Source organism: Aequorivita iocasae (assembly GCF_016757735.1).
Lineage (GTDB): Bacteria > Bacteroidota > Bacteroidia > Flavobacteriales > Flavobacteriaceae > Aequorivita > Aequorivita iocasae.
Genome location: NZ_CP068439.1, coordinates 3,048,684 through 3,060,830, shown reverse-complemented (window position 1 = coordinate 3,060,830; position 12,147 = coordinate 3,048,684). Strand labels below are relative to the sequence as shown.

General features: G+C 37.1%; 12 protein-coding genes. 3 read left to right on the top strand and 9 right to left on the bottom strand.

Annotated features, from left to right (window positions below; genetic code table 11):
- Nucleotides 1-72: 72 nt before the first annotated feature.
- From JK629_RS14045 to JK629_RS14025, 5 genes are all read right to left on the bottom strand, one after another.
- Entirely contained in the window at nucleotides 73-675 is a 603-nt protein-coding gene (locus JK629_RS14045) for a superoxide dismutase family protein (protein WP_202336230.1), read from the bottom strand.
- 78 nt (nucleotides 676-753) lie between these two features.
- Nucleotides 754-1,500, bottom strand: coding sequence for an LVIVD repeat-containing protein (locus tag JK629_RS14040; protein WP_202336229.1), 747 nt, complete (start codon nucleotides 1,498-1,500; stop codon nucleotides 754-756).
- Entirely contained in the window at nucleotides 1,497-2,033 is a 537-nt protein-coding gene (locus tag JK629_RS14035; RefSeq protein WP_202336228.1) for a hypothetical protein, read from the bottom strand. The genes JK629_RS14040 and JK629_RS14035 overlap by 4 nt, the downstream gene beginning before the upstream one ends.
- 56 nt (nucleotides 2,034-2,089) lie before the next feature.
- Nucleotides 2,090-3,307, bottom strand: a complete 1,218-nt coding sequence (locus tag JK629_RS14030) for a bifunctional alpha/beta hydrolase/OsmC family protein (protein ID WP_202336227.1) — start codon at nucleotides 3,305-3,307, stop codon at nucleotides 2,090-2,092.
- Nucleotides 3,308-3,310: 3 nt separating this feature from the next.
- Nucleotides 3,311-4,219 (bottom strand): diacylglycerol/lipid kinase family protein, encoded by a 909-nt coding sequence (locus JK629_RS14025; protein WP_202336226.1) that lies wholly within the window; start codon nucleotides 4,217-4,219, stop codon nucleotides 3,311-3,313.
- 65 nt (nucleotides 4,220-4,284) lie between these two features.
- Between JK629_RS14025 and JK629_RS14020 the strand changes: the two genes are divergently transcribed.
- Entirely contained in the window at nucleotides 4,285-5,250 is a 966-nt protein-coding gene (locus tag JK629_RS14020) for an App1 family protein (RefSeq protein ID WP_202336225.1), read from the top strand.
- A gap of 6 nt (nucleotides 5,251-5,256) precedes the next feature.
- Here the strand turns inward: JK629_RS14020 and JK629_RS14015 are convergent, their stop codons facing one another.
- From JK629_RS14015 to JK629_RS14005, 3 genes are all read right to left on the bottom strand, one after another.
- Nucleotides 5,257-7,197 carry a S9 family peptidase gene (locus tag JK629_RS14015; protein WP_202336224.1) on the bottom strand — a complete coding sequence of 647 codons (1,941 nt, stop codon included), beginning with the start codon at nucleotides 7,195-7,197 and terminating at the stop codon, nucleotides 5,257-5,259.
- Nucleotides 7,198-7,408: 211 nt separating this feature from the next.
- Nucleotides 7,409-7,918: a PRC-barrel domain-containing protein gene (locus JK629_RS14010; RefSeq protein WP_202336223.1), complete on the bottom strand. Its 510-nt coding sequence runs from the start codon at nucleotides 7,916-7,918 to the stop codon at nucleotides 7,409-7,411.
- Between the two features lie 10 nt (nucleotides 7,919-7,928).
- A complete protein-coding gene (locus tag JK629_RS14005) occupies nucleotides 7,929-8,588 on the bottom strand; it encodes a hypothetical protein (RefSeq protein WP_202338080.1) in 660 nt (219 codons plus the stop codon).
- A gap of 220 nt (nucleotides 8,589-8,808) precedes the next feature.
- Between JK629_RS14005 and JK629_RS14000 the strand changes: the two genes are divergently transcribed.
- Nucleotides 8,809-9,930, top strand: a complete 1,122-nt coding sequence (locus tag JK629_RS14000) for a vWA domain-containing protein (RefSeq protein ID WP_202336222.1) — start codon at nucleotides 8,809-8,811, stop codon at nucleotides 9,928-9,930.
- A gap of 108 nt (nucleotides 9,931-10,038) precedes the next feature.
- The gene (locus tag JK629_RS13995) at nucleotides 10,039-11,502 is read left to right on the top strand and encodes a magnesium chelatase (RefSeq protein WP_202336221.1); all 1,464 of its coding nucleotides are present in this window, start codon (nucleotides 10,039-10,041) and stop codon (nucleotides 11,500-11,502) included.
- A gap of 67 nt (nucleotides 11,503-11,569) precedes the next feature.
- Here the strand turns inward: JK629_RS13995 and JK629_RS13990 are convergent, their stop codons facing one another.
- Entirely contained in the window at nucleotides 11,570-11,947 is a 378-nt protein-coding gene (locus JK629_RS13990; RefSeq protein WP_202336220.1) for a LysM peptidoglycan-binding domain-containing protein, read from the bottom strand.
- Nucleotides 11,948-12,147 lie beyond the last annotated feature (200 nt).

Sequence of the window (12,147 nt, the reverse complement as noted above, 5' to 3'; positions counted from 1 at the left end):
TCATATTCTTGAAATAAAAAAAAATGTCGGCATTTTGCCGACATTTTTTGTATGAAATTAAGATCAAAAATTTTATTTAATAATTCCTCCACAACTTACTCTACCTCCGGCATCGCCAGTAGGTTGGGTTGTGAAATCATCTTTACCTTCGTGTACAATTAAAGCTTTGCCAAGAATATCTTTATTCTCATCGCCACAGCCTATGCACCATTCGTTGGTTTCCATCGAAATTCGGCCTCTTCCATCGTCGGTAACCTCAAAATTTCCGATATCTCCTTTATGGTATCCAGCTGCATCGCCCCATTTTCCGTGCTTGGTGTGTGTGGGATTCCAGTGACCGCCTGCAGAAGTGGCGTCTGCGGCACTGCAATCTGCTTTTTCGTGAATATGAATGGCATGAGTTCCAGGTTGTAGTCCAGAAAATTTAGCCTCAAAGGTAACCATGCCTTTTGTTTCACTAAAATATGCTTCACCTACAGCTGTACTTCCACTTTTAGATTCCAAGGACACAGAGACTGTTTTAGCTTCTTCCTGTACCAAGTTTTCTTGGTTTTCATTTTCCATTAATATAGAATCATTCATTCCATTGGTGGAATCCATATCTTTTTTTTCGTTTTTACAGCTTATAAATGCCATAACCGCTAAAAGACTGCAAAATAATCTAATTTTTTTCATGATTTATTTTTTGGTTTATTACTAGTTTAAAATAAAGGTACAATAGTTTTTGAGCGACAGCAATAATTTAAGAATACTTTAAAAGTTTAAAGCACTCAGTTGGGAAGTATTGGTAATATCATTTTGGTTGAGTTGATATTGATAGATTCCATTCTCGCCAATGGCAATTAATAAATTGTGTTGTATAATTACATCAAAAGCTAATCGGTTTATATTATGGACCAAAACTGAATTTGCTGGGTCTGAAATATCAAAGACTTTTATTTCATCATCACAAACAAATAAATAATCTCCATAAAGTCCCATACCTTTTGGAAATGTTAGGCTTCTAACGCTTAACAATGTGGGGTTTACAACATCGGTTATATCATAAATCTCCAATTGGTTTACAGTAGTTCCACACCCTAAATCTGACCACAGCGTAACAAAAGCTGTGGTGTCATTTGCCACAACAGGATCGCAAGAGGTAAAATGCTGTACATCTGCCATATATTCTGGAAATTCTGGATTTCTAATGCTATATATAAACATTCCATTTTGTGAACCTATGTAGAGAAATTCCTTATAATTGAAAAGGGTTTCAATTCTGAAACTAATAGGAATGTTATTAACGAATACAGGATCAGATGGAGTTGCAATGTTGTAAACATTCAATCCGTATTCATCCACGGTGTACAGATAATCCCCTAGCATTGCAAAACGCGCCAAAGAGCCACCTTGTCCATCGTTGTTGCCCATAGTTTCATTTTGAGATACATTTTCTCCCTCTTGGCTACAGGCTAAGGTGAAAGCTACAGTTATAATAAAAATTACTATCTTTTTCATGGGGTATCGGTTTTTGGTATCCAGTTTATAACTACATTATTCTGTGGAATATCATTGGGATAAAATCCATCTGGAGAAAGCATTTCAGGAAAGGTGTTTCTTATTCGTTTAGAAACATTAAGACCTCCTGCTGCCAAATCAACTTGCACCGCTATAAGATCTGTTGCCTGATTTATGTAGAATACATTTTCTCTTATGGCCAAATCTGTTGCACCGGGCGATTCTATAAAATAAATTGGGGATGGGCTTGAAGGGTTTTCATTATTGAAAATGTGAAATCCTTCATTCTTTTCATTGATAAAAAGAAATGTATCGATAACATAAATTTTTCCCGCATTTACCACTGGTTTAGCTGGAGAGAGTACTACACTGCTTTCAAAAGCAGCCCGTTCCATAAATACAGGCTCGTAATCAGATTCAACAAAAATTGGGGGTATATCATCTCCTTCGTTGCAATCGCCATACCAGCAGCAACTTTGTAAAACTGTTACGCCTCCTATTATTAATAGAATTAAATGTGTTTTTATTTTCATAAACTGTAGTTTAAATACCCTACAAGTTTACAAAATAGATTGATACGATTGTGGGTTTAAGAAATATATAAAGATGTAATAACTTGGGTTTTTGTGTGTAACGTTTTATGAACCGGACATTTATCGGCAATTTGCAGCAGTCTTGTTTTTTGCTCTTCGGAAAGATTTCCTTCTAATTTTATTTCGCGGGTGAAGGTGTCTATTTTGGCCGAGTCATCTTCACAATGCTCACAATCTACCGCATGATCCTTCGAATAGTTGATATGACAGGTTACGTTTTCAACATTCCATTTTTTCCTTCGGGCATACATTTGTATGGTCATTACAGTGCAGGCGGCAAGCCCTGCGGAAAGAAATTCGTAAGGGGAAGGGCCATAATTGTTTCCCCCAAAACTTGTGGGTTCATCTGCAATTAAATTATGGTCACCTAGTTTTAAATGGGTGGTAAACATTTCATCCTTATCTAAACTTGCCGCAACTTTACTTTTACTTTTAACCTCCTTAATGCTTGGAATTTCTAAATAGCGGGAAGCCCAGCCTGCAATTACTTGCCCCACATATTTTGAATCTTCTTTTTTGCTCAATAGATGGTCAACACCGTCGAGCGATATAAAACTTTTAGGGTGGTGTGCGGATGTATATACTTCTTCGGCGTTATTTATTCCAACAACGGTATCCTGCGGTGAATGTAAAATAAGTAATGCCTTTTTGAATTTGCTGACAATTTTCAAAAGCGATTTATCTTTCAGATCGTCCAGAAACTGTTTTTTTATGGTGAAATCCAATCCCCCAAGATTTACCTTTGCTTTTCCATTTTTTGTTATTTCATGTTTGCTTTCTCTCAGCAAATGCATTACATGTGAAGGATGGCTGGGAGAATTGATAACCGCTACAGTTTTTATGGAATCAATTTTATTTGCAGCAAAGATTGCCGCTGCGCCCCCTAGGGAATGACCAATAATAAGGGTGGGAGCTTCGTAATTTTTTTTTAGGAAATTTGCAGCTTCAACTAAATCTTCCACATTGCCGGAGAAGTTTGTGTTTTCAAAATCGCCTTCGCTTTCTCCCAACCCCGTAAAGTCAAACCTTAAAACGCCAAAACCCGAATCTGTAAGTGCCCTACCAATATTTTTAACGGCGCTCAAATTTTTGGTACACGTAAAGCAGTGTGCAAAAATGACAAAATTATGGGGCTTTTGGTCTAACGGAAGTTCCAAACGCCCTGCCAGTTGTTCTTCATCTTTATTGGTAAATGATACTTTTTGAATATTCATAATTTAATGTTGGAATGTATAGTGTTTACAGAACTTTTCAGGCAGCGCAACTAATAATTTTTCTTGCGCCACTGAAACTTTAACTTCATCAATTTCACCAATAAATTCTCCATCTATTTGGAATGGAATTTTTTTAGTGGAACGAATTATAGCATTTTCTGTTGATATTACTTGAACAAAATCTGAAGACATATCAGGCTTGTCGTTTATTGTTTTAAAAATTTCTATAAAATCAAGATGTTTAAAAATCAAGATTTCAAATATGCCATCGTTTATTTTTCCGTTGGGGTTTATGGTAGCGCCGGTGCCAAATTTATTGGCATTTGCAATAGCCAGTAAAACTCCTGACTCATTAACCATTCCCTCGGCAGTTTCAATGGTGAAATGGAAAGGCGATTCTGAATTTATAAGCGTGGGGATGGACTGTAAAAAATAGCCCCATTTGCCCCGAACTCCTGAACTTTCATAGTTTTTGACCAATTCTGCATTGATGCCCAAATCTGCAATATGAAGGCACATTCGCCCATTGATAAAAAGCACATCTACTTTTAATGTCCAATCAGAAAGCGCTATGGCTATCTGTTCTTTAATTGTTTCAGGAATGCCGAAATTTACCGCCATTCCATTTGCGGATCCGGCCGGTATGATACCTAGAATTATCTCCTTTTCATAAACACATTCCGCGACCAATGAAATTGTGCCATCACCCCCCACAACTATAATTCGGGATGGATTGTATTCCTCTATTAAGGAATCTATGGTGTTTTTATCATCATCTCCGGTAGTCTCATAGATTTTAAGCTTATAATCGCGTTGGGACACCTCATATTCAACTGCTGTGATTATAGAAGATTTGTCGTTATCGCCCGCAATTGGGTTAACCACCAATAAAATATAATTTTCTGATTTCATTAATAAAGATTGAATTTAAAAATACCTATTTTGGAAATATTAAACCGTTAACGAAATCTCAATAAGTGAAGCTTGATTTAAAATTGTACCGTGGCTATGTAAATGATGAGGAATTGGTTGTTTTTGGCCACGTTTTTAAATCGTGGGCACCCGACAAATACAGATTGGACCGAAAGGGAATTCGCCATGCGGTGTCCGTGATTCATATGTTCCGAATAAAACCTTTGGAAAATGTAGAGGTAAAATTGAAGTTTAAAAATTTAGAAGTCACTACCAAAACATTGGCTGATGGATATTTTCGGTTTACAATTCCATATTCCGAGAAACTTGAGAGTGGTTGGCACCCGTTTCAGGTATGTTGCGAGCTGTATGATTACGGAATCGTTGAAAATTCTGAATTGTTGAAGCCCTTTGAAAGCAAGGTCGGCGTAATATCAGACATTGACGATACTTTCTTGGTTTCGCACAGCGGAATTTTTTTTAAAAAACTTTATGTGCTTCTTCTTAAAAACATCAACAAACGTAAGGTCTTTGAGGATGTAGTGCCGCATTACCAAGCTTTGAGTAAAGCAGGACAAAACAATGAAAGGGCTTCCAATTCGTTTTTTTACGTTTCCAGCAGCGAGTGGAACCTATACGAATTTATTGATTCCTTTGCGCGACTTCACAAATTGCCGAAGGCAGTAATAAAACTGAAAAAAATAAAAACCGGAATCTCCGATTTTCTTTTTACGGGAAGAGGCAGCCACGACCATAAATTTGAAAAGATAAAGGATATTGTCATGTTTTACCCTAAACTTGAATATGTGTTACTGGGCGATGACTCACAGAAGGATCCATACCTTTATGAACGGGTGGTTAAGATATTTCCGCAAAATATAAAGGCTATTTACATTCGGCAAACTTCAAAAGGAAAAAAAGCAAAAACCCAAAAAATTCTGAACAATATAGAATCTATGGGTGTTGCTACTTGTTATTTTGCCAACAGCGAAAAAGCTATTGCACATTCCGAAAAGATTGGAATAGTCTAAATTTTATTATTTCACTTCGGTAGTTTCTGTGGCGCCTGTATCCAAAGTAGTTTGATCTTTTCCTTTTAAATATTGGTTCAAAAACTTCAAAACCTTTCCGTAGGCTTCAATCTCGTTTTCCTTTTTTACAAATCCGTGGCCTTCATCTTCAAAAACCACATACTCCACTGGAACGCCGTTCTTTTTAACTCCTTCCACAATTTCATCCGATTCAATTTTAAGAACCCGTGGATCCTGCGCACCTTGCAGTACCATTAAAGGTTTTGTTACATTTTCGGTATGGAACAATGGTGAAATTTGCTTTAAGCGAACGGAATCTGCAGTATTTGGATCGCCCATTTCTAAATAAAGCGCATCTTTAAAAGATTCCCACCAGGGTGGAATACTGTTTAAAGTTCTGATCCAGTTGGTAACCCCGAAAATATTTACGCCAACCTTAAATTCGTCGGGAGCGTAGGTAAGTGCCGCCATCGTCATATAGCCTCCGTAAGAGCCTCCAATAATACCAATTTTGTCTTTATCGATTATTTCTTGATTTGCCAACCAATTTTTCCCGGCAATGCAATCTTTCAAATCCTTATCGCCGTGGTTTTGGTCGTCCATTTGAAAAAAAGTTTTCCCGTAACCGCTACTGCCACGGTTGTTAACCGCCAAGATTGCATATCCGTGGTTTACAAGATATTGAATAAACGAACTAAACCCTTGCCTTGATTGACCCCCTGGACCACCGTGGACCCAAACCAACGCTGGAGTTTTATTAGCGGAACTTGCTTGTTTTGGCTGATAGTAGATTGCCGGAATTTCCAATCCGTCAAAAGATTTAAAACGAACCACAGTTGCTTTCACCAAATCATCCGGATTTATTTCTTTGTTTAAAACATCGGTAAGCTTGTGATATTCTCCAGATGCAATATTGTACGAATACGTATTTGTGGGAAGTTGGGAGCTTCCCACGGTCAACAAAGCCATTTTTTCGTCCCTCGAAAAACTTGCGGCATTTATGGCCTGTCCATCAATTTCAGGAAAATTCAATTCTTTTCCGGTTGCCACTTCGGTTACGTACATTTCTGTTTTGGCATCTTCGTTGGTAAACATAACTTGATATTTTCCGTTGTGGGTGAAATAGAAGGCATTGATATCCCAATCTTTCTCCAAAACCTTTTCTTTGCTGCCGTCTTCAATATTGTATTTCATCAAATAGCTGAATTCAGCATCTACATCGGTTGTGTAGTAAAATGATTTTCCATCGGGCGAAAAATCTTCAGGTGTATTCTTGCTCAATGTTTCATTTATCTTAGTTTTTTTATTCGTTTTAAGATTTAAAAGAAACAAGTCACTATCGTTTGTATTGATGGATTTTGAAAGCAACATATAATTTTTATCTGCTGAAATTCCGCCAAAATCCATAGCGTCATCATTTTTAAGAAGAAGTTTTGGTTTAAAGGTCGCAATGTCCATTTCATAAACATCCATTATTTGTGGGCTGCGTTCGTTGCTTTGGTAATAAAAACTATTGCCATCCTTAGCCCAGCCTTGAAAGAGTGCTCTAACATTTTTCTCCGGTGTTAACCTTTTAATACCGTTGCTGTCTTTCAGAAAAATTTTGAAAATTTCATCTCCATTGCCATCCATTCTGAAAAGAATCCTGTCGTCATTAGGAAAATAGGAAATACCATAAACTGAAGCGCTGTCAGACTGCGTTATGGGCATAAATTCGCCGCCTTCTACAGAAACATTATACATATTGTAAATGCCGGAACGGTTGCTGGTTATTAATACTTTTGAATTGTCCGGAGAAAAGCCATTTGCAAATGCATTTTCGTTCCCCATAAATTGCTCTATAGTATAGGTTTTAATATCAGCAACCTCGTTGGTGTTATCCTTTTGTGTGTCTTTACACGCAACAAAGAGCAAGAGTGCTGAAAAAATTAAACTAAAATTTTTCATAAAGTGGAGTTTTGGAAGTTATTTTGTTGATTTTCAGCACAAATCTACTGAATTTTATTATAGAATTTATATTCAGTTTCACATTAAAAACATTATGTTTTTTACTTACTGAAGGAGTTACGAATGTGAACATTTCAAAAAACCCGAAGGCCCAAGGTGTGAGCTTGGGCGTTCGGGTTTGCGGATTGATAAAGATGAATTACTTGTTATATCACTCTCTGTTAAATTCGTCTCTATTATAGAAATCGTCGTCATTTTCCGTTCTGTCATCTGCAGATACGTTATTGCGATTATAGGAATCTAAGACTATTATTTCATACTCCCTATTTATCGTATCGCCTTTTCGGTAACGTTTTGTTTCTGCAAAGGTTCGGTGGTTTATACCGTTTGCACGTACTAATTTGTTTTCTTCATCCAGACGTACCATTCCAATTGGGACAATTATGTGGTTTTCACCTTCTTCATTTAAGAATTCGTGGGTTTCGGTATTACTGGGCTTAGCATAGGGGTCGTGGTTTTCATCAATAATGGTTTCATCTACTTCCACGTCAAGGTAAACCACTCTTTTGGCGTTTTTGTTTACCAACAGATTATCAACTTTGCCTATTACCCGATTGTCAATATCGCGAACTTCCCAAGAGCGAATGTCGGGGTCATCGCTCACTACTTTGTAGTCCGAGAGTTCGTGGAGTTTATATAAGTGTTTTTCTTGATTTTTCATAGTTTTTAGTTTATTGATTATTTTCAGATTCATTCATTTTTTGAAGTACGCGTCCCGCTTTTTCGAAAAAGGCTTTGGCATCTTCTTTCTGTTCAAGCGTTGGAGTTGCGGGATTAATATCCTCAGCAGCAACTTTTAATTCACCCAGTTCGGCTGAAAGATTCGGGAATTCCTTTTCCTGAATTGTTTTCAGAGCAGTCACAATTTCGAGGCCTGCAGCTCTAATTTTATCTGCATGCTTGAGCGACATCGGATCTTTCGTAATTTCAAAAGCATGAGTACGTGCTTCTTCCAAATTGGCATTTATATCTACATTCAAATTATTTGCTTCTGCCTCAGTTGCAGTAATTAAATGGATTAAGGCGCCATTGGTATACTCATGGTCCAAGCCCATTTTTTCATTATCTATATAAGTAAAATAATTTGATAGCGCTTTTTCTTTCACCATTGTACCATATGTGCCTGTATATAGGGTAGTGGAATCATTTGCTGTTGTATCATAGGTATTTTGATCTATTTGAGAAATAGTATCATTGCCAAGTACTTCATCATCGGTCTCGTAATCGTCATCGTTACTTGACCAAATAAAATAGATAGCAGCAAGTATTACTAATGCTGCAAGTATCCAGGGCCAAATGGGTTTTTTCTTTTCAATTTTAATCTCTGCCATAATATTAATTTTTTAGAGGTTGATTATTTTTTGTTCTTTTAAATATAAGGCTTCAACATCTACACTTGCATTAAAAATCTGTTAACTAAAATTTAAATAAAGCATAATTAACGCGTTACAATAGGGTCAAATAATCTTTTGTACAGCTAAATTCCTTTTTTTGGTAGTAGTTTAACGTTTCTACATTTTTTTTAAACAAGGATTGTTTTACTTTTAAATTATGAATAAAATGGAAGCCAAGAGCGGATTTATCTTCACTAAACATACACCCAGAGACCAATCTCCCTTTGAGAAACTTTTTGAGGTCTTTCAAGAACTTATTACCCATACCTCGGGCGATTTTGAAGAAGCGATGGACTGGTTAAAACAGTTGGACGAAGAATATAACCTCACAACAGAAGATTATACACTGGATGATTTTGTGGAAGACCTTAAAAAGAAAGGATATCTTCGCGAAGAAATAAAGATTGACGGTTCAAACGGTTTGGCAATTACCGAAAAAACCGAAAGAGCCCTCCGCAAAAGAGCCTTGGAGCAAATCTTTGGAAAACTCAGAAAAAGTGGTGCCGGGAACCACCGAACCAAGCAAACGGGCAGGGGAGATGAGCAGGCGGGCGAGTTCCGCAATTATCGCTTTGGCGATTCGCTGGAACAAATCTCCATGACGGAAAGTTTTAAAAATGCGCAGATAAATCACGGTTTGGGCGATTTCACACTATCTGAAAACGATTTGGTAGTTGAGGAAACCATGTATAAAACCCAAATGAGCACGGTTTTGATGATAGACATCAGCCATAGCATGATTCTTTACGGCGAAGACCGCATAACTCCAGCTAAAAAAGTGGCAATGGCACTTTCGGAATTTATTACTACCCGTTACCCAAAAGATACGCTGGATATTTTAGTCTTCGGAAATGATGCTTGGCCAATTAAAATTAAGGATTTGCCGTATTTGAATGTTGGTCCCTATCACACAAATACAGTTGCGGGACTTCAATTGGCAATGGATTTATTGCGAAGAAAACGCAATACCAACAAACAAATTTTTATGATAACCGATGGAAAACCTAGTTGCGTAAGGCTTCCCGATGGAAGATATTATAAAAATAGCAACGGATTGGATAGTTATATTGTAAACAAATGTTACGCAATGGCATCACAAGCTCGGAAGCTTCACATCCCAATCACCACTTTTATGATTGCCGAAGATCCCTATTTGATGCAGTTTGTGGAGCATTTTACAGCAGCCAATCAAGGAAAGGCATTTTACACAGGTCTTAAAGGTTTGGGTGAAATGATTTTTAGCGATTATGAAACGAACCGCAGAAAGCGGATTAAATAATAGGTTTGCGATTTATCGCGAGCAATTGAGTTTCATTGGAAATATCCTCTGCGACCTTTGCAAAAAACTTTGTGCCCTCTGGGGTTAAAAAATATAGAAATAAAAGTTATGGAAATAAAAAAAATAAAAACCTTCGGTGAACTTAAAAAATCGGGTTACGAACCGAAATCAATCAAAGAAGAATTGCGCCGCAATCTACTTCAAAAAATAATGAAGAAGGAAACGCCTTTTGTGGGAATTCACGGCTATGAACTTACCGTAATTCCAGAACTGGAACGCGCCATTCTTTCAAAACACAACATAAATTTGTTGGGGCTTCGCGGGCAAGCAAAAACCCGATTGGCGCGACAAATGGTGGGGCTCTTGGATGAATATATTCCTATTGTAGAAGGGAGCGAGATTAATGATGATCCTTTCAACCCTATTTCGCGTTACGCCAAAAACCTGGTGCATGAAAAAGGGGATAACACGTCCATCAGCTGGTTGCACCGGAACGATCGCTTTTCAGAAAAATTGGCAACGCCCGATGTTACGGTAGCAGATATTATTGGCGATGTGGACCCCATAAAAGCTGCAAATTTAAAATTGAACTATGCAGATGATCGCGTGATTCATTTTGGAATGATTCCGCGAAGTACCCGTTGCATTTTTGTTATTAATGAATTGCCAGATTTACAGCCGCGTATCCAGGTTGCGCTGTTTAATATTTTGCAGGAGGGCGATGTGCAAATTCGAGGTTTTGCAGTACGTTTGCCGTTGGATATTCAGTTCGTTTTCACTGCAAACCCTGAGGATTATACAAACCGCGGAAGTATTGTCACACCGCTTAAAGATAGAATTGGTTCACAGATTTTGACGCATTATCCCGAAGATATTGCAACTGCACGCACAATAACGGAACAGGAAACGGCAGATGCCATCAATTCAAAATCGAATGTTTACGTACCCGATTTGGCAAAGGATATTTTAGAGCAAATAAGTTTTGAGGCGCGTGAAAATGATTTTATTGATGCTAAAAGTGGCGTAAGCGCCAGACTGAGTATTACTGCTTTTGAAAACCTTTTAAGTACGGCTGAAAGGAGAACTTTGCATAATGGAGAAGAAAAAACCAGCGTGCGTTTGGGAGATTTTGTGGGCATCATTCCTTCCATCACCGGCAAGATTGAATTGGTGTACGAAGGAGAGGAGGAAGGTGTTTCGCAGGTTGCACAACAATTGATTGCTGATGCTGTAAATACTATTTTTAAAGAGAAATTTCCAAAGATAGAAAAACTCACAAAAGATGGTGACCCAGATCCGTATGCAGAAGTAGTTGCATGGTTTTTTGAAGAAAATGATTTTGAACTGCTGGATTCCTACACTGATGAAGAATATAAAAATGAATTGGACCGGATTATTCCGTTGCAACAATTGATTGAAAAGTATCAGCCCGAGACTTCAAAAGAGGATAGTTATTTTCTAAAGGAAGTAATTCTTTGGGCATTGGCCGAAAATAAAAAACTGAGCAAATTCAGTTTGGGGAATGGCTTGCATTTTAAAGATTTATACGGAAGCTATATTAGCGGACTTTAAATATAAACAATAAAAAAACCGCCATTTACTGAAAAAGTGGCGGTTTTATTTTCTTTTAACCTAAATATTAAATATTCGGAATAACCAATTCATCACCCGGGTGGATTAGGTCCGCAGATTTCAATTTTCCCTTGTTGGCTTCGTAAATAGCATTATATTTATTAGCATCGCCATAATAATGCTTTGCAATTTTACTCAATGATTCTCCACTTTTTACAGTATGGTGGGCAAAGGCAGAAGTATCGGCAACTTTAATATCGGCCATGATATCGGTAGGATTTTCGCCTCCAATACGTTTTATTTCATCCCAAAGAAGGTTCTTTTCATATTGGTTTTTTGCTGTCCCCCAAACTTTTAATTGGCCATTTTCCTCTTTTACATCACCATTTTGGATGTTTAATTTTTCACCTAGTTCCAAAACGCTTTGATACTTCGATTTAATCATTTTTTTTAATTTTTAAGTTAATATCTAAAAATACCATTTTATGGTCGGTAATTTTTGACATTGTGAAAAATTTAATAGTATGAATGGTTTATTAGTAAACCCCTAAAAAAATTATCAAATATTTAACTAAAGATTAATTACAATTAGTAAAAAAAATTACGGCACTTAGAATACCTTTGGTACAAACATTTAAATCAACA

Coding starts and splice junctions, on each gene's coding strand:
- JK629_RS14015 (WP_202336224.1), bottom strand. CDS start 7,197: ATGAAAAATTTTAGTTTAATTTTTTCAGCACTCTTGCTCTTTGTTGCG.
- JK629_RS14040 (WP_202336229.1), bottom strand. CDS start 1,500: ATGAAAAAGATAGTAATTTTTATTATAACTGTAGCTTTCACCTTAGCC.
- JK629_RS14045 (WP_202336230.1), bottom strand. CDS start 675: ATGAAAAAAATTAGATTATTTTGCAGTCTTTTAGCGGTTATGGCATTT.
- JK629_RS14010 (WP_202336223.1), bottom strand. CDS start 7,918: ATGAAAAATCAAGAAAAACACTTATATAAACTCCACGAACTCTCGGAC.
- JK629_RS14000 (WP_202336222.1), top strand. CDS start 8,809: ATGAATAAAATGGAAGCCAAGAGCGGATTTATCTTCACTAAACATACA.
- JK629_RS13990 (WP_202336220.1), bottom strand. CDS start 11,947: ATGATTAAATCGAAGTATCAAAGCGTTTTGGAACTAGGTGAAAAATTA.
- JK629_RS14030 (WP_202336227.1), bottom strand. CDS start 3,307: ATGAATATTCAAAAAGTATCATTTACCAATAAAGATGAAGAACAACTG.
- JK629_RS13995 (WP_202336221.1), top strand. CDS start 10,039: ATGGAAATAAAAAAAATAAAAACCTTCGGTGAACTTAAAAAATCGGGT.
- JK629_RS14035 (WP_202336228.1), bottom strand. CDS start 2,033: ATGAAAATAAAAACACATTTAATTCTATTAATAATAGGAGGCGTAACA.
- JK629_RS14025 (WP_202336226.1), bottom strand. CDS start 4,219: ATGAAATCAGAAAATTATATTTTATTGGTGGTTAACCCAATTGCGGGC.
- JK629_RS14005 (WP_202338080.1), bottom strand. CDS start 8,588: ATGGCAGAGATTAAAATTGAAAAGAAAAAACCCATTTGGCCCTGGATA.